Here is a 16027-nt window from a genome sequence, read left to right as displayed (position 1 = left end):
TGGGCGCTTCGGATATTGAAGACCGGCTTCGTCCAGCCAGTTGGCGATATTCATGCTCGGCTCCTGCGTGCCTGAAGGACAGGTGCACACTAGTCAGCCAGGCGGGGCCAGTACCGGTACGGTTGGGAAGGAGTGCAACGAACTGTATTGTTTGCCGGCCATGACAGTTGCCTGGGCCGTGGGCGTGCGGGGCGAGGGACGTCAATGGTATTGCGCCGATCGGGCCATGGACGCGGCTGGGAGGAGAGCCGTTCGCACCGAAGGTGACGATAGGAAAGATGAAGAAAATCCGGGCAACAAAAAACCCGCACCAGGCGGGTTTCTTGTGGGCTTTCAGATGATGTTGACACCACCTGAAACTAATTAGTGGTGCCCAGAGACGGAATCGAACCGCCGACACGGGGATTTTCAATCCCCTGCTCTACCGACTGAGCTATCTGGGCAACGGGGCGCATTAAACTGGTTTTTCGAGGGGTCGTCAAGCGCGATTTCAAAAAATATTTAATTATTACCGTCGCTTACGACCCAAAGCTGTTCCAAGCCTGATTATTCGGCCGGTGGAACGTAGCCTTCGGCCTTGGCGTATTCCTCGCCGGAAAAGAACTTGTCCATCTCGCCCTGGATATATTTGCGGTCTTCACCGTTCATCATGTTCAGGCGTTTTTCGTTGATCAGCAGGGTCTGGTGCTTCAACCAGTCGCCCCAGGCTTTCTGCGAAATATGTTCGAAAATATCCAGGCCCTTGGCACCCGGGTACGGAGGGCGCTCAAGGCCGGGCAGTTCTTCGTGGTACTTGCGGCACATTACGGTGCGGGTCATGACGACTCTCCTGCATTCAAAACGTCGGCTGCCCGTTTGAGCAGCTTTTTCACCGGGGCGGCAAGGCCCAGGCGCGGCGGGGTGGCGAGGTTATACCAGAGCCAGTCGGCCTCGGCCACGTGATGGGCATTCGCCTCGACCTGCACCAGCCACGGTTCGATGGCCAGCTGGAAGTGGCTGAAGGTGTGGGTCAGGTTCGGCAGCGCCTGTTGCACGCCCAGTTCCAGCGAGTGCTGCGCCGCCAGGTGTTGCAGGTCGTCGAGGTCGTCCAGCTCCGGCAGGCTCCATAAACCGCCCCAGAGGCCGCTGGAGGGGCGTCGGTAAAGCAGAATGGCGCCCTCGCGGTTGGCGAGCAGCGGCATCAGGGTGCGCTTCTGTGGCACGCTCTTGCGCGGCTTGGGAATCGGGTAGCGGGTTTCCAGGCCGAGCAGGTGCGCTTCGCAGCCGACTTTCAGCGGGCAGAGCAGGCAACTGGGTTTGCTACGGGTGCACAGGGTCGCGCCCAAGTCCATCATCGCCTGGGTGTAATGGTTCACCCGGGTGTCGGGGGTAAAGCGTTCGGCGTTGGCCCAGAGCTGCTTGGCCACCTTGGGCTCGCCCGGGTAGCCCTCCTGGGCGGTGTAGCGCGCCAGCACGCGCTTGACGTTGCCGTCGAGGATCGCCGCGCGCAGGCCCATGCTGATACTGGCGATGGCGCCGGCGGTGGACAGGCCGATGCCCGGCAGCTCGGTGAGTTTCTCGACGTCGCGGGGAAACTCGCCGCCATGCTCGGCGACGACGATCTTCGCGGTCTTCTGCAGGTTGCGCGCTCGGGTGTAGTAGCCCAGGCCCGTCCACAGGTGCAGCACTTCATCTTCCGGCGCGGCGGCCAGCGCCTCGACCGTCGGCAGCGAGGCCATGAAGCGGTCGAAGTAGTTCAGCACGGTGCTGACCTGGGTCTGTTGCAGCATGATCTCCGACACCCACACCCGATACGGCGTGATGCCTTGTTGCCAGGGCAGGTCGTGGCGGCCGTGACGGTCGTACCAGTCCAGCACGGCACTGGAAAACTGCTCGGCTCTCATCGCTTGAACAGTCCCTTGAGTGCGTCCTTGAGTTCGGGACTGACCTTGTCGCCGAGCTTTTCTTCAACTTTCTCGCTCAGTTTGTTGCCGGCCAGGCGCGCGGCGACCTGGCCGAGGCCGTCCTTGTCGATGCGGCAGGCCTTGGCGCCCAGTTCCAGCGGACCACGGCAGCGCAGCGGCCATTCGATCCCGGCGAAACGTTCGTTGACCTGGCAGGCCGGGTCCGGCATGTCGCTCTTGTCGCCTTCGACGATGATGCCGACGCGGTAGTCCATGCCCAGCACGCGCAGGTCGACATCGCCGTTGCCATTGACGCTCAGACCCGGGATGCGGACCTTCAGGTCCGGGTTGCTGGCCACGCCATTGTGCAGGTTCAGGCTGCCCTTGAGGTCCTGGAAGGGGGTGTCCTTGCCTCGCGGTTCGCTGCTCAGGGTCTTGCGGTTGAGGGTGGCGATGCCGGTGCACAGTTGCTGTTCGAGGTTGGCGTTGAGCAGCAGGCCGTCGTTGAGGGTGAAGCTGGCCGTGCCGTTGAGGCTGTCGATCAGGGCCTTCTGGCTGTTGCCGGTGGCGCTGAGGTCGCTGTTGAGGGTCAGGGCGCCCTTGACCGGCGGCTTCTGTCCCTGGGCTTGCAGGACGCGTTCGATCGGTACCCGGTTCAGCTGTGTCTGCAGGCTCAGGCGCGGGACGTCGGGGCGCACGTCGAGGCTGCCCTTGGCGCTGAAGCTGCCGCTGTAGAGCTCGCCGCGCAGGTCGCCGAGGGTCAGCACGCCGCCCAGGCCGCTGGCCTTGAGGGCGGCGTTGTTGATCGGCAGTTTCTTCAGGGTGAGCTGGTCGAAGCTGAGATCGGCGTCCACATCGGCACTGCGCAGGCGCTCGATGGGCAGCAGCTTGTCGCTGCTCCAGGCACCCTTGGTCGGGGATTCCGGCAATGGCGAGCTGCTGGCGATGGCATTGGCCTCGCTGTTCATCACCTCGGCCTGACGGACTTTCGACGCGCTGTTGGCGTCGGCCGATTTCGGCGGCAGGTAGCGGTCGGCGTCGAACTTGTCGCCCTTGAGTTGCACGCGCAGGGATTGCTTGGCGAAGTCCTCGATGGCGACGCGGCCGCTGAAATTGCTGTCATCGAGCTTCAGGTTGAGGCCGTCCAGCACCAGGCTGGTGGGCGTGCCGGTGAGGTGGGTGACCAGCTCGACCTTGCTCAGGCTGCCGTCGGCCACGCTCGGCAGGGGCTGGCCGATACTGTCGAGAAACTTCATCAGGTCCAGTTGGGCAATTGACAGCGTGCCGTTGAATTGCGGGGTCTTGTTCAGCTCATTGACCTTCAGTTCGCCGAGGGCACGCAGCTGGTTGGCCGACAACTTCAGGTTGGTCCATTCGGCGATATTCGCCGCCATGTCCACCAGCAACTGGCCCTGGGCCGAGAAGGTCAGCGGTTTGCCTTGCAGCGGGTCGCCCGAGAGTTCGCCACCGAGGCGCATGTCCTCGAACTGGTAGCGCTTGAGCACGCGGTCGAAACGCAGGTTACCGCTGAGTTCGGTGCGGGCACGCAGGACCGGCTGGTTGGTGCCGAAGAAGGCGGTGAACTTGACCGGGATTTCCTTGCCCTCATGCACCGCGCCGGTGCTCAGCTGGATGCTTTCCGAGGTGATCTGGCGGCCGGTTTTTTCATCGTTGAATTCGATCCGGGCGTTGTTCACGGTCAGGCTGTCGATGTCCAGGCGGATCGGCTGCGAGGGTTTTTCTTCCGCGGCGGGTTCGGCCGGCTCGGTGGCCTTGGCGGTCTGCGCGGTGAGGCTGGCGCCAGGGGCCGGGCGGCCGATGTCCTGCCAGTTGCCGTGGCCGTCCTTGTCGCGGTTGAGCCGCAGGTTCAGGCCTTCGACGCGGACGTCGCTCATCTGCACTTCACGGCGCAGCAGCGGCAGGACACGCACTGACAGGCCGAGCATCTGCAGGTCGGCGAACGGCTGGGTCGGGGTGACCAGGGTCGCCACGCTGGCATCGTGCAGCTCCAGGCCCAGCCAAGGGAAAAGGCTCCAGCCGATGTCGCCATTGAGGGTCAGCTCAATGTGGGCCTTGTCGCGGGCAATCTGGCGAATCTCGTCTTTGTAGTCGTTGGGATTGAACAGGTGGGTCAGGGCAAAGCCTGCCGCCACGATGATCAGCAACAATCCGAGAAGCCCCAGACCCAGGATTTTGCCGAACGCTTTCATGGGCGAGTCCTTGTAGTCAGTGGAATTTGAAATTTAGCCCGCGAGTATAGCGTTACAGGGCTGGCGACAGGGCAGGGATGATCCCTAGAGCGGATCCAGGGGAATCCGCAGCTTGGCCGCCAGTGCCTGGGCCTCGGGATGTCCGATCGGGGCCAGGAGTCGCAGTTGCGCGCCAGCCAGCCTGGCCATCCGTGCGGCTTCCGCCACGAGGCGTTCAGCCACCCCGCGGCGTCTGGTGACTTTTCTGACGCAAAGTTGGGACAGGAGCCAAAGGTCCGCCCGCCGCTCCAGGCGCGCCGCGCCCAGCAGCCGGTCGTTGAAGCGTCCGGCGATCAGGCTGCCGTCGGCCAGGGCGGCCTCGATCAGTTGCTGGCCGTCGGCTTGCGGGGCGAAAAGCCAGGCGGGAGCATCCAGGTAGATCTTCTGCAGATCCTGCTGGTCCTGGTAGGTGGCTTCGGTGAGGGACTCGACAACGATGGGCATAAATTCCTCGAATGTCCGGGGCTGGTGTTTCTGTGGGAGCAAGCTTGCTCGCGATGGCGCTCTTTCGGCTGCCATCTGCGTTCGGGTCTGATGGCTGCCTGCGGCGGATCGCGAGCAATCGAGCGTCGACCGGCTACTCCTACAGGAAATCAGAGCAGTTGCATTGCATAAAGAGCGTATCAGTCTGATTGTGCTGTCTTGGGCAGATGGTAACCTCTCATGGTTCGTCCGTCCTTCTGCGACTTATTGTCGCGTAACAAGCGGCACTCGATAACACGGCCAAGCCTGCGTGCACCAAGGTCGGGAGTGATGTGTGGCCGGCGAATCATCATTTCAATTGGGGGAGACACTTCAAATGAGCACTAGCATTACAGCGGACATTCAAGCCGCTGAGCCGGCGTTCCTGTCAAAGGAGCGCATCATCGCCAAGCCCGGCTTCAACCGCTGGCTGGTTCCGCCGGCCGCCCTGGCCATCCACCTGTGCATCGGCATGGCCTATGGTTTCTCGGTGTTCTGGTTGCCGTTGTCCAAGGCGTTGGGCATCACTGCTCCGCTCGCTTGCGCGCCGGACACGAGCTTTATCGCACAAGTGTTCTCGTCGCAGTGTGATTGGCCGATTTCCATGCTCGGCTGGATCTACACCCTGTTCTTCATCTTCCTCGGTTGCTCGGCGGCGATCTGGGGCGGCTGGCTGGAGCGTGCCGGCCCGCGCAAAGCTGGCGTGGTATCGGCGCTGTGCTGGTGTGGTGGCCTGCTGATCTCGGCGCTGGGAGTCTATACCCACCAGATCTGGCTGATGTGGATCGGTTCCGGGGTGATCGGTGGTATCGGTCTGGGCCTGGGCTATATCTCGCCGGTCTCGACCCTGATCAAGTGGTTCCCGGACAAGCGCGGCATGGCCACCGGCATGGCGATCATGGGCTTCGGCGGCGGCGCGATGGTCGGTGCGCCGCTGGCGGCGGCCTTGATGGGCCATTTCGCATCCCCCACCAGCGTCGGCGTGTGGCAGAGCTTTGTGGTGATGGCGGCGATCTACTTCGTCTTCATGATCGGCGGCGCACTGTCGTACCGCGTGCCGCCAACCGGCTGGAAGCCCGAGGGCTGGACCGCACCGCTGAAGAAGAGCAGCAACGCGATGATTACCCATCGTCACGTGCATGTGAACGTGGCCTGGAAGACCCCGCAGTTCCGTCTGGTGTGGCTGGTGCTGTGCCTGAACGTATCCGCCGGTATCGGCATCCTCGGCATGGCTTCGCCCCTGCTGCAGGAAGTCTTCGCCGGTAAATTGCTCGGCAACGGCCTGACGTTCAGTCAACTGGACGCCACGCAACTGGGCCAGATCGCCGCGATCGCAGCCGGGTTCACCGGTTTGCTCAGCCTGTTCAACATCGGCGGTCGGTTCTTCTGGGCCTCGTTCTCGGACTATATCGGCCGCAAGGCGACCTACTTCGTGTTCTTCGCCCTGGGCGTCGCGCTCTATGCGTCGGTGCCGAGCCTTGGTCACCTGGGTAGCGTCGCGCTGTTCGTCGCCGCGTTCTGCGTGATCCTGTCGATGTACGGCGGTGGTTTTGCCACGGTGCCGGCTTACCTGGCGGACCTGTTCGGTACACAGATGGTCGGCGCGATCCACGGCCGCCTGCTGACCGCCTGGGCGGCAGCCGGGGTGCTGGGGCCGGTGCTGGTGAACTACCTGCGCGAATACCAGCTGAGCCTCGGCGTCGAGCGCGCCGCGGCCTACGACATCACCTTGTACATCCTCGCCGGCCTGCTGGTGCTGGGTTTCATCTGCAACCTGCTGGTGCGTCCGGTGGCCGACAAGTACTTCATGACCGATGCGGAACTCGCCGCCGAACAGGCGCTGGGTCATGACAAGGGCGCTGACAGCACTACCGTGCTGGAGTGGAAAGCCGCGCCGGGCAGCAAGCCGATGGCGGTTGCCGCCTGGCTGGTGGTGGGCATTCCGTTGGTATGGGGCGTATGGGTCACGCTGCAGAAGACGGCGGTGCTGTTCCACTGATCACCTCGCAGGGGCCGGCTTGCCGGCTCCTACAGGGGCGCGCAGTGCCAAGGCATTGCGCTTCTCTTCGGACAACGTTTCTGCTTGTCCTGACAGGTATATCCCCGACACGCCTGGATTCAGCCCGTCCGGGAGTTCACCTTGTGTGTTTCTGTTTGCCGCCCGCGCCCCTATAATGGTTGCCTTTTTCGCCCAATGATTTTGCGGAGCTGGTGATGGCCGAACGTAAGGCGTCCGTCGAGCGCGACACTCTGGAAACCCAGATCAAAGCCTCGATCAACCTGGATGGCACCGGAAAGGCCCGATTTGATATCGGTGTGCCTTTTCTTGAACACATGCTCGACCAGATCGCCCGTCACGGGCTGATCGACCTGGATATCGAGTGCAAGGGCGACCTGCATATCGACGACCACCACACCGTGGAAGACGTCGGTATCACCCTGGGGCAGGCCTTCGCCAAAGCCATCGGCGACAAAAAAGGCATCCGTCGCTACGGTCACGCCTATGTCCCGCTGGACGAAGCGCTGTCGCGGGTGGTCATCGACTTCTCCGGCCGTCCCGGCCTGCAGATGCACGTGCCCTACACCCGGGCCACCGTCGGCGGCTTCGATGTCGACCTGTTCCAGGAGTTCTTCCAGGGCTTCGTCAACCACGCGCTGGTCAGCCTGCACATCGACAACCTGCGTGGCAGCAACACCCACCACCAGATCGAAACCGTGTTCAAGGCCTTCGGTCGCGCCCTGCGCATGGCCGTCGAGCTCGACGAGCGCATGGCCGGGCAAATGCCTTCGACCAAGGGCGTCCTGTAATGCAGACGGTCGCGGTTATCGATTACGGCATGGGTAACCTGCACTCGGTGGCCAAGGCCCTCGAGCACGTGGGGGCCGGCAAGGTGCTGATCACCAGCGATGCCGCTGTGATTCGCGAAGCCGATCGGGTGGTCTTCCCCGGCGTCGGTGCGATTCGCGACTGCATGGCCGAGATCCGTCGCCTGGGCTTCGATTCGCTGGTCCGCGAGGTCAGCCAGGACCGTCCTTTCCTTGGTATCTGTGTCGGCATGCAGGCCTTGCTCGAGCATAGCGAAGAGAACGCCGGCGTCGACTGCATCGGCCTGTTTCCCGGCCAGGTGAAGCTGTTCGCCAAGGACCGGCACGAGGACGGCGAACACCTGAAAGTGCCGCACATGGGCTGGAACGAAGTGCAACAGGCGGTGGATCACCCGCTGTGGCACAACATCCCGGACCTGGCGCGCTTCTACTTCGTGCACAGCTACTACATCGCCGCCGGCAACCCACGGCAGGTGGTGGGCAGCGGGCACTACGGCGTCGACTTCGCCGCGGCGCTGGCCGAGGGTTCGCGTTTCGCGGTGCAGTTCCACCCGGAGAAAAGCCATACCCACGGCCTGCAATTGCTGCAGAACTTCGCCGCCTGGGACGGGCGCTGGTAAATGGCCAAGATCAAGCCGCCGATCCTGACCCTCGCTCCCGAACAGGAGAACGAGGCCAATCAGAAGATCAAGCGCTTCATGGAAGAGCGCTTCGAACTGAGCCTGGGTTCGTTCGAAGCGGCTGAAATCCTCGACCTGTTTACCCGTGAAATTGCTCCGCACTATTACAACAGGGCGATTTTCGATGTGCAGACGCACCTTAAAGAAAGGTTCGAGAGCATCGAAAGCGACCTGTGGGCGCTCGAGAAAAACTGATTTCCGAGTGAAGCTGAAAAAACGACTTTAAGGTTTTCCAGATGCTGATTATCCCCGCTATCGATCTCAAGGACGGTGCCTGCGTACGTCTGCGCCAGGGCCGCATGGAAGATTCCACGGTGTTCTCCGATGACCCGGTGAGCATGGCTGCCAAGTGGGTGGAGGGCGGCTGCCGCCGTCTGCATCTGGTCGACCTGAACGGCGCCTTCGAAGGCCAGCCGGTCAACGGCGAGGTGGTCACCGCCATCGCCAGGCGCTACCCGAACCTGCCGATCCAGATCGGCGGCGGGATCCGCTCCCTGGAAACCATCGAGCACTACGTCAAGGCCGGCGTGAGCTACGTGATCATCGGCACCAAGGCGGTGAAGGACCCGGCGTTCGTCGCGCAAGCCTGCCGCGCGTTCCCGGGCAAGGTCATTGTCGGCCTGGACGCCAAGGACGGTTTTGTCGCCACCGACGGCTGGGCCGAGGTCAGCACGGTGCAGGTGATCGACCTGGCCAAGCGCTTCGAAGCCGACGGCGTGTCCGCCATCGTCTACACCGATATCGCCAAAGACGGCATGATGCAGGGCTGCAACGTGCCCTTCACCGCCGCCCTGGCCGCGGCCACCCGGATCCCGGTGATCGCTTCCGGCGGTATCCACAACCTGGGCGATATCAAGGCCCTGCTGGACGCCAAGGCGCCGGGCATCATCGGCGCGATCACCGGCCGGGCGATCTACGAAGGCACCCTCGATGTCGCCGAGGCGCAAGCCTTCTGCGATTCGTACCAAGGCTGAGGACTGACCATGGCGCTGGCCAAACGCATTATCCCTTGCCTGGACGTCGACAACGGTCGCGTGGTCAAGGGCGTCAAGTTCGAGAACATCCGCGATGCCGGTGACCCGGTGGAAATCGCCCGGCGCTACGACGAGCAGGGCGCGGACGAGATCACCTTTCTCGACATCACCGCCAGCGTCGATGGCCGTGACACCACGCTGCATACCGTCGAGCGCATGGCCAGCCAGGTGTTTATCCCGCTGACGGTCGGCGGCGGCGTGCGCACCGTGCAGGATATCCGCAACCTGCTCAATGCCGGGGCCGACAAGGTCTCGATCAACACGGCGGCGGTATTCAACCCCGAGTTTGTCGGCGAAGCGGCGCAGCATTTCGGCTCGCAGTGCATCGTCGTCGCCATCGATGCGAAGAAAGTCTCGCTGCCGGGCGAAACCCCGCGCTGGGAGATCTTCACCCACGGCGGGCGCAAGCCCACCGGGCTCGATGCGGTGGAGTGGGCGAAGAAGATGGAAGGCCTCGGTGCCGGCGAAATCCTGCTCACCAGCATGGACCAGGACGGCATGAAAAGCGGTTTCGACCTCGGCGTGACCCGCGCCATCAGCGATGCCCTGGGCATTCCGGTGATCGCTTCGGGCGGGGTCGGCAACCTCCAGCACCTGGCCGACGGGATTCTTGAAGGCCACGCCAGCGCGGTGCTGGCGGCGAGCATTTTCCACTTCGGCGAGTACACGGTGCCGGAAGCCAAGGCCTATATGGCCGCGCGCGGTATAGTCATCCGCTAGGTTTCAACGCTCAACCCAGGTGGCCGCTGGCACCATGTAATGCGCTGTTATCGTGGGCTCGGTCAATCAGCTCTCGGGGTGTGGACGCGCTGGCACATTGAGCTGTCGTACGGGCGGTTGCGGGCGCGCTGGCACATGGGGCTGTCGTACAGGCGGTTGCGCTGTTATCTGGGAGCTCAGTAAATCAGTTCTCGGCTCGGATGCCTGTCCTGATGGGGCGTGGGCAATGGTGCAAAGTTTCATCGGTAGTACCGTCTCTGCAAACTGCAGATTCAGGTGGGTGGAGGTAACGTAGTTGTCCTTCTTTGAGCAATCTGTTGCATCCACCGGGCCGAATTTGTAGGAGTAGGTTCGATTCGGTTCTTCGTTGCTTGCCAGATTGACCCTGAGACCTGTGAATGACAGGACGGGCTGGCTTATGGGGGGATCCGCGAGGATTTCCACCGGAAGGGAAAGAGCGTTACCCATGAGCCCGAATGAAGGTCTCTGGGTCGCGGATTCGACGCCGACAATGCATAGGAAATAGTAGCCAGGCTGGGTACCGATCCGGGAGTTGATAAACGCGTCGGTGGAGCTCAAGGCATCGCTATAGTAGTAGGGCTTTTCGCAGTCCTTTGCACTACGAACGGTTTTGTGGCGATAGAAATCGGTGTCGATGGAAAAGCGGTAATTCCAGGTCGGAGTTTCTGTACTCCCGTCAGCTTGTTTCTTGAGCGGCAGATATCTTTGCGGTGCATTCCGGTCGGTGCTCACGGTAGTAAATACTGGATAGAGCGGACAAGACCAGGTCGCGTTATTGACGATACGACCTTGCGGGAAACACTGACCGAGAAAATCAGCCGGGTTCCCGTATACATTTCCTGGCGTCGCCGTATAAAACTTGGCGACCGGCGTACAGGGGGCTTCCATGCGGCATGGAACGAGTCCATCCTTTAGATTGCCTGTGCCCATGACGCCGATGATCTCGTTGGAATAGCGATCGAGAATCGGGCCTCCTGAACTGCCTCCCGCGATGTCCTTGCAGCGGGTCATCATTGTGTTTCGCCATACCCACGGGCCTTCAACAAGCTCGTTGGCGGGCTGTAAGGTGCAGGCGGCCATGCGCAGCTTGTTTTTTTTGAAGTCGGTCGGGACGAGGCCCTGCGGGGCACTCACGATCAAGACATCCGTTCCGTCGGCAGGTTTTTGCCGGGCCAATTTCAGTGGCTGGATACCCTCACTGATGAGTTTTTGAAGGCTGACATCCAGCTCAATAATGGCCATATCAACGCCTTGCATGCTTCGCCACGCCACCTTTTTCACACGGTATTCCTGGGGCGTGGTGTCAACGAAGTAATTGAAGCGCATCAGTCCCCAGATCGGTCGGTCGGTCACGATGTTTCCGTTGGTGCTTTCGATGCAGTGTCCTGCGGTCAGCACATAGGCGGGAGTTGGCCCGTTTGTGGAGGTATCTCGGGTATCGAGCAGTGTGGCGGTGCAATCGCCGTTGCTCAGGCGTCCTATGCCTCGCCAGTGATCGTGGGATCCACCCGCATTTTCAAGAAGCTTTGCCGCCGTGAAGTTTTGCAGGCTTTCACCATAGTCCCTGCTTTGTGCATGCCCCTGTGAACTCAGTGAAAAAAGCACGCCCAGCAGTAGAAAGGAAATCAATCTCATCGAGTTGTACCTTTATTAATTGAGTGAAACCGGCGCTGGCCGGTGTTCTCAACTAAATCAGGTGCGCACTGCGGGTTGGCGGTATTCAATTGCCTCACCCGTGATGACCCTGGCCCATACTCTGAGCGGTTGCGCCGCAAAGGTGTCGAGGGGCGGTAGACATGATTGCGGGCCCAAGGCACTCTTGGGCACGCCACGGATTCCGGTTGCCTACTATGTCTAAACGCTTTTTCCTTGCGCTCTTTTGCCTGTTCGGACTGTTGTCGGGCACGGCGGGTGCGGCGGACGCAGCCGATGACGGCATTGTCCTGCTGACGGAGAACTTCCCGCCCTACAACATGGCGAAAAACGGCAAGAACTTCGCCAAGGACGAGAACATCGAAGGCATCGCCGCCGATATCGTGCGGGAAACCTTCAAGCGCGCCGGTATTTCCTACAGCCTGACCCTGCGTTTCCCCTGGGAGCGTATCTACAAACTCGCCCTGGAAAAGCCCGGCTACGGGGTGTTTGTCATGGCCCGGCTGCCGGAGCGCGAGAAGCTGTTCAAGTGGGTCGGCCCGATTGGCCCGGACGACTGGGTGCTGCTGGCCAAGGCTGACAGCCCGATCGCCTTGTCGAGCCTGGAGCAGGCGCAGCGCTACAAGGTCGGCGCCTACAAGGGCGACGCCATCGCCGAATACCTGGCGCAGCACCGATTCAGCCCGGTACTGGCCCTGCGTGACCAGGATAATGCGAAGAAGCTGGTCGACGGCCAGATCGATCTGTGGGCCTCGGGCGATCCCGCCGGACGCTACCTGGCGCGACAGGAGGGTATTTCCGGGCTCAAGACGATCTTGCGTTTCAACAGCGCCTCGCTTTACCTGGCCCTGAACATAGAGGTGCCCGACGCGGTCGTCGCCAAGTTGCAGTCGGCGCTCGATCAGCTCCGCCGTGAAGGCGTGGTGGATCAGGCCTTCGGTCGGTACCTGTAAGGGTTCTAACCGCTCAGCGATAAATGCCCTGCTTGCCGTGAGCTTCGCTCGCCTGGTTGCCGCGCAGGGCGATCATCGACTTGATGTCGATCCAGTCGATGCCCTGCTCCTTGAGCTTGGGCAGCTCGCGTTCCAGGACCGCCAGTGTCTGCGGGTACGGGTGGCCGATCACCACCGCCGAGCCGTGCTTGCGCGCCAGTCGGATCGCCTCTTCCAGTTGCGCGGTAATGGCCGGTTCAGTGCGTTCATTGTCGAGGAAGACATCCCGTGACACGCTGGCCAGGCCGATCTTCTGTGCTTCGGCCGCGGCGACGGTCTTGGCGCTGGTGCGGCTGTCGACGAAGAACTTGTTGCGCCGCTGCAACTCACCCATCAGCCAGGCCATGGCCAGCGGTTCGGCGGTCATGCGGCTGCCTTCATGGTTGTTGATCCCGCTGGTAAAGGGCACGGCCTTGAAGGCCGCGGCCAGGCGCGTTTTCAATTCATCGAGGGGCAGTTCGGGATGCCAGGCGAAAGGGCCGGTGGCCGGGTCCATGGGCATGTGCAGCATGACGATCTTGCCGGCGGCATGGGCCTCGCGGGCGAATTCGGCGGCGTGCGGGGTATCGGGCATGATCGACGGGGTGACCGGCCCGGGCAGGGCCAGCACCCGACGATCCCGGGGCAGGTTCTGCCCCAGGTCATCGATAATCAGGGTCAGGTAGGCCTTGACCGGGACCGGCGACTCGGTCGGCGTCGCCTGGGCAACACCGATCAAACAGCCGGTCAGGAGCAGTAGCCAGCGGCGCACCTCAGTTGCCGCGTGTCACGCTCAGGCCCTTGAGCAGGCTCAGCGCCTGGCCCAACTGGTAGTCGTCGTCCTGCAGGCGTGGCTTGGCCTTGGCCGCCTTGACGCTCGGCTTGTCGGCGCCGCCGTTGCCGTTGCCCAGGTGACCTTGCAGATCGGCTTCCTTGAAGGTCTCGTCATCCTGGGCGCCGGTGACCTTGGCCTGGCGTACTTCGACGTCGGGGATGATGCCCTGGGCCTGGATCGAGCGCCCGTTGGGGGTGAAGTACAGCGCGGTGGTGATTTTCAGCGCGCGGTCATTGCTCAGCGGCAGCACGGTCTGTACCGAACCCTTGCCGAAGCTGGTGGTGCCCATCAGCACCGCGCGTTTCTGGTCTTGCAGGGCGCCGGCGACGATTTCCGACGCCGAGGCGCTACCGCCGTTGATCAGGACCACCATCGGCACCGCTTCGCTTTCGTCGTGGCCGGTGGCCGAGAAGCGCAGTTCGGAGTTGGCGATCCGGCCCTTGGTGTAGACGATCAGGCCCTTGGTGATGAAGTGGTCGACCACTTCCACCGCCGCCTGCAACACGCCGCCGGGGTTGTTGCGCAGGTCGAGGACGATGCCGTTGAGCTTCTTGCCGTTTTCCTTGCGCAGGGCCGCCAGCGCCTTGGAGACCTCTTCGCCGGTCTTGACCTGGAACTGGGTGATGCGGATATAGCCGTAGCCGTTTTCCAGCAACTGGCTGCGCACGCTCTTGGTGCGGATGATTGCCCGGGTCAGGGTCACGTCGAACGGCGCGCCGCCGTTGCGGACCAGGGTCAGGGTGATCTTCTGACCAACCTTGCCGCGCATCTTGTCGACGGCTTCGGTCATGGTCTGGCCACGGGTCGGCTGGCCGTTGATCTTGACGATCAGGTCGCCGGCCTGCACGCCGGCCTTGGACGCCGGGGTGTCGTCGATCGGCGAGACCACCTTGACGAAGTTGTCTTCCATGCCGACTTCGATGCCCAGGCCGCCGAATTCGCCGCTGGTGTCTTCCTGCAGCTGGGCGAAGTCGTCCGGCCCGAGGTAGGCGGAATGCGGGTCAAGGTTGCTGAGCATGCCCTTGATGGCATTCTCCAGCAGGGTCTTGTCGTCCACCGGTTCGACATAGGCGGCCTTGATCCGGTCCATGACCTCGGCAAAGGTGCGCAGCTCGTCGAGCGGCAGCGGGGCCTTGGCGGTGACGGCTGGAGCAGCGGCAGCCGGCGCGGGCTGGGCAGGTTGCGCAGCGAACGCGTGGGGCGCACCGATCACCAGGGCGATCGTCAGGGCCAGCGAGGTGAGGCGGGACAAATGCAACATGTCGAACGAACTCCTGATTAAGATGCCGGCCTATCCTTGGGCGCGGCACCATTGGGCCGGATCACTCGGGTGACCCTGCTGACGTATAGCGAAATACAAGGCGGGTGCGTCCTGACCGCCACTGTTGCCTACAGTAGAGATCGACTCACCGGCTTTTACCACATCGCCCGCGGACTTGAGCAGCGTCTGGTTGTGTCCGTAGAGGCTCAGGTAACCGTTGCCGTGGTCCAGAATGACCAGCAAACCGGCGCCCCGCAACCAATCGGCGAACACTACGCGGCCACCGTGCACGGCGTGCACCTGGCTGCCGGCGGCGGCGCTGATCATCACCCCGTCCCACTTGGTCCGGGCGTCATCGCCACGGGTTTCACCAAAGCGCGCAAGCAATCGACCATCAACTGGCCATGGAAGTTTGCCGCGCGCTGCGGCAAAAGGGCCGCCGAAGGATTCTCCCGCACTCGATACCAGGGCTCCAGGCGTAGTTTTACGCGGCGGGCGTGGGCTGTCGTCATTGGCGAGCGCAGCCTCACGCTGGCGCTTTTTTTCGGCTTCCTGCTGGGCGAGCAGCGCTTTCTGGCGCGCCTCCTCCGCCTCACGGGCCTGGCGCGCCAGGGTTTCTTCGATGGTCTTGAGGACTTTCGACAGGTCGGCCTGGTCCTGTTCGCGCGCGGCGAGCTTCTGGTCGCGGGCTTTCACGTCGTCACTGAGCTTGGCCAGGGCCGCCTGGCGTTCCTTGCGGACCTTGTCCAGTTCGTCGCGCTGGCTGTCCAGGCTGCTTTTCTGCACGAGCAACTGGGCCTGCTGCAGATTGATGTCTTTCTCGACATTGGCCAATTGGCGCAGGGTTTCGTTGAAGTTCTTCAACTGCTCCATGCGCGCCTGGCTCAGGTAATCGTAATAAGTCAGGGTGCGGGCGAATTTTTCCGGGTTTTGCTGGTTGAGCAACAGCTTGAGGTACTCCTGGCGGCCGCCCTGGTAGGCGGCGCGGGCCTGGATGGCGATCAGTCGCTGCTGTTCAGTGCGCGCGCTCTGGAGTTTTTTTTTCTCTCCATCGAGCCGCTGCAGTTCGCTTTCGCTCTTTTTCAGCTCTTTTTGCAGGGCGTCGACCTGCTTCTCCAGCTTGCCCATCTCGGTTTCGGTGCCGCGCAGCTCTTTCTGCACGCCGGATTTTTCTTCCTGCAATTTGCCCAGGAGCTTTTTCAGCTCAGCGATATCGTGACGCGTGGCGTCCAACTGCTGCTGGGTTTGTGCGCGCTCGTCGGCAAAGGCCGGTTGGAGCAGGCAGATCAGGGCTAGGGCGATAAGGGCGCGAAGCATGGGGCGGGCGACACCTGGGAACGAGACGCCCTAGTATGCCCGCCGCGAGCTGCAAAAAAAACGCCCAAAAGCGGTTGCTTTCAGGCGTTTCCGATAAAGAGGTAGGCCACAGGCA

15 protein-coding genes and 1 tRNA gene are annotated in these 16027 nt (G+C 62.4%); 7 read left to right on the top strand and 9 right to left on the bottom strand.

Translation table 11 applies throughout. From position 1 onward, the window contains the following. Positions 1-367: 367 nt before the first annotated feature. From M5B99_RS20235 to M5B99_RS20215, 5 genes are all read right to left on the bottom strand, one after another. Positions 368-443 (bottom strand) — tRNA-Phe (locus M5B99_RS20235). A gap of 103 nt (positions 444-546) precedes the next feature. Further along, positions 547-819: an oxidative damage protection protein gene (locus M5B99_RS20230; protein WP_248798071.1), complete on the bottom strand. Its 273-nt coding sequence runs from the start codon at positions 817-819 to the stop codon at positions 547-549. Then, positions 816-1883 carry an A/G-specific adenine glycosylase gene (mutY, locus tag M5B99_RS20225; protein ID WP_248805693.1) on the bottom strand — a complete coding sequence of 356 codons (1068 nt, stop codon included), beginning with the start codon at positions 1881-1883 and terminating at the stop codon, positions 816-818. Before mutY ends, M5B99_RS20230 begins: the two co-directional genes overlap by 4 nt. After that, on the bottom strand, positions 1880-4093 hold the full coding sequence (locus M5B99_RS20220) for an AsmA family protein (RefSeq protein ID WP_248805692.1): 2214 nt from the start codon (positions 4091-4093) through the stop codon (positions 1880-1882). The genes mutY and M5B99_RS20220 overlap by 4 nt, the downstream gene beginning before the upstream one ends. Positions 4094-4177: 84 nt before the next feature. Beyond that, positions 4178-4576 carry an acetyl-CoA sensor PanZ family protein gene (locus M5B99_RS20215; protein ID WP_248805691.1) on the bottom strand — a complete coding sequence of 133 codons (399 nt, stop codon included), beginning with the start codon at positions 4574-4576 and terminating at the stop codon, positions 4178-4180. 355 nt (positions 4577-4931) lie between these two features. Between M5B99_RS20215 and M5B99_RS20210 the strand changes: the two genes are divergently transcribed. The 6 genes from M5B99_RS20210 to hisF all read left to right on the top strand — a co-directional run bounded on the left by M5B99_RS20210 (position 4932) and on the right by hisF (position 9854). Further along, positions 4932-6593 (top strand): OFA family MFS transporter, encoded by a 1662-nt coding sequence (locus tag M5B99_RS20210; RefSeq protein ID WP_248805690.1) that lies wholly within the window; start codon positions 4932-4934, stop codon positions 6591-6593. A 215-nt stretch (positions 6594-6808) separates the two neighbouring features. Then, the gene (gene hisB, locus M5B99_RS20205) at positions 6809-7402 is read left to right on the top strand and encodes an imidazoleglycerol-phosphate dehydratase HisB (RefSeq protein ID WP_017132500.1); all 594 of its coding nucleotides are present in this window, start codon (positions 6809-6811) and stop codon (positions 7400-7402) included. After that, complete coding sequence (gene hisH, locus M5B99_RS20200) at positions 7402-8040, top strand: imidazole glycerol phosphate synthase subunit HisH (RefSeq protein WP_248805689.1); 639 nt, start codon at positions 7402-7404, stop codon at positions 8038-8040. Before hisB ends, hisH begins: the two co-directional genes overlap by 1 nt. Next, positions 8041-8295: a DUF2164 domain-containing protein gene (locus M5B99_RS20195; RefSeq protein WP_248805688.1), complete on the top strand. Its 255-nt coding sequence runs from the start codon at positions 8041-8043 to the stop codon at positions 8293-8295. Between the two features lie 41 nt (positions 8296-8336). Beyond that, on the top strand, positions 8337-9074 hold the full coding sequence (gene hisA, locus M5B99_RS20190) for a 1-(5-phosphoribosyl)-5-[(5-phosphoribosylamino)methylideneamino]imidazole-4-carboxamide isomerase (RefSeq protein ID WP_248805687.1): 738 nt from the start codon (positions 8337-8339) through the stop codon (positions 9072-9074). Between the two features lie 9 nt (positions 9075-9083). Then, positions 9084-9854 carry an imidazole glycerol phosphate synthase subunit HisF gene (gene hisF, locus M5B99_RS20185; protein WP_248805686.1) on the top strand — a complete coding sequence of 257 codons (771 nt, stop codon included), beginning with the start codon at positions 9084-9086 and terminating at the stop codon, positions 9852-9854. A 66-nt stretch (positions 9855-9920) separates the two neighbouring features. Here hisF and M5B99_RS20180 read toward each other — a convergent pair whose 3' ends face one another. Continuing rightward, a complete protein-coding gene (locus M5B99_RS20180) occupies positions 9921-11510 on the bottom strand; it encodes a trypsin-like serine peptidase (RefSeq protein WP_248805685.1) in 1590 nt (529 codons plus the stop codon). A 215-nt stretch (positions 11511-11725) separates the two neighbouring features. On the opposite strand from M5B99_RS20180, the gene M5B99_RS20175 reads away from it, so the two are divergent. Continuing rightward, positions 11726-12481 carry a substrate-binding periplasmic protein gene (locus M5B99_RS20175; protein ID WP_248805684.1) on the top strand — a complete coding sequence of 252 codons (756 nt, stop codon included), beginning with the start codon at positions 11726-11728 and terminating at the stop codon, positions 12479-12481. 13 nt (positions 12482-12494) lie between these two features. Here the strand turns inward: M5B99_RS20175 and M5B99_RS20170 are convergent, their stop codons facing one another. From M5B99_RS20170 to M5B99_RS20160, 3 genes are read right to left on the bottom strand one after another with little or no spacing between them, the layout of a single operon-like run. Beyond that, entirely contained in the window at positions 12495-13271 is a 777-nt protein-coding gene (locus M5B99_RS20170; RefSeq protein ID WP_248805683.1) for a divergent polysaccharide deacetylase family protein, read from the bottom strand. A 1-nt stretch (position 13272) separates the two neighbouring features. Then, entirely contained in the window at positions 13273-14595 is a 1323-nt protein-coding gene (locus M5B99_RS20165; protein WP_248805682.1) for a S41 family peptidase, read from the bottom strand. 30 nt (positions 14596-14625) lie between these two features. Then, entirely contained in the window at positions 14626-15912 is a 1287-nt protein-coding gene (locus M5B99_RS20160; RefSeq protein WP_248805681.1) for a murein hydrolase activator EnvC family protein, read from the bottom strand. Positions 15913-16027: the final 115 nt, after the last annotated feature.

It is taken from the genome of Pseudomonas sp. MWU13-2100, from assembly GCF_023242365.1.
GTDB lineage: Bacteria > Pseudomonadota > Gammaproteobacteria > Pseudomonadales > Pseudomonadaceae > Aquipseudomonas.
The sequence above is the reverse complement of the archived record's forward strand: the minus strand, read 5'-3'. Positions and strand labels throughout refer to the sequence as shown.

Excerpts from the sequence above, each read along its gene's own strand:
- M5B99_RS20175 (WP_248805684.1), top strand. The coding sequence starts at position 11,726 with ATGTCTAAACGCTTTTTCCTTGCGCTCTTTTGCCTGTTCGGACTGTTG.
- mutY (WP_248805693.1), bottom strand. The coding sequence starts at position 1,883 with ATGAGAGCCGAGCAGTTTTCCAGTGCCGTGCTGGACTGGTACGACCGT.
- M5B99_RS20180 (WP_248805685.1), bottom strand. The coding sequence starts at position 11,510 with ATGAGATTGATTTCCTTTCTACTGCTGGGCGTGCTTTTTTCACTGAGT.
- M5B99_RS20230 (WP_248798071.1), bottom strand. The coding sequence starts at position 819 with ATGACCCGCACCGTAATGTGCCGCAAGTACCACGAAGAACTGCCCGGC.
- hisA (WP_248805687.1), top strand. The coding sequence starts at position 8,337 with ATGCTGATTATCCCCGCTATCGATCTCAAGGACGGTGCCTGCGTACGT.
- M5B99_RS20215 (WP_248805691.1), bottom strand. The coding sequence starts at position 4,576 with ATGCCCATCGTTGTCGAGTCCCTCACCGAAGCCACCTACCAGGACCAG.
- M5B99_RS20195 (WP_248805688.1), top strand. The coding sequence starts at position 8,041 with ATGGCCAAGATCAAGCCGCCGATCCTGACCCTCGCTCCCGAACAGGAG.
- M5B99_RS20220 (WP_248805692.1), bottom strand. The coding sequence starts at position 4,093 with ATGAAAGCGTTCGGCAAAATCCTGGGTCTGGGGCTTCTCGGATTGTTG.
- M5B99_RS20210 (WP_248805690.1), top strand. The coding sequence starts at position 4,932 with ATGAGCACTAGCATTACAGCGGACATTCAAGCCGCTGAGCCGGCGTTC.
- M5B99_RS20165 (WP_248805682.1), bottom strand. The coding sequence starts at position 14,595 with ATGTTGCATTTGTCCCGCCTCACCTCGCTGGCCCTGACGATCGCCCTG.
- hisF (WP_248805686.1), top strand. The coding sequence starts at position 9,084 with ATGGCGCTGGCCAAACGCATTATCCCTTGCCTGGACGTCGACAACGGT.
- hisB (WP_017132500.1), top strand. The coding sequence starts at position 6,809 with ATGGCCGAACGTAAGGCGTCCGTCGAGCGCGACACTCTGGAAACCCAG.
- hisH (WP_248805689.1), top strand. The coding sequence starts at position 7,402 with ATGCAGACGGTCGCGGTTATCGATTACGGCATGGGTAACCTGCACTCG.
- M5B99_RS20160 (WP_248805681.1), bottom strand. The coding sequence starts at position 15,912 with ATGCTTCGCGCCCTTATCGCCCTAGCCCTGATCTGCCTGCTCCAACCG.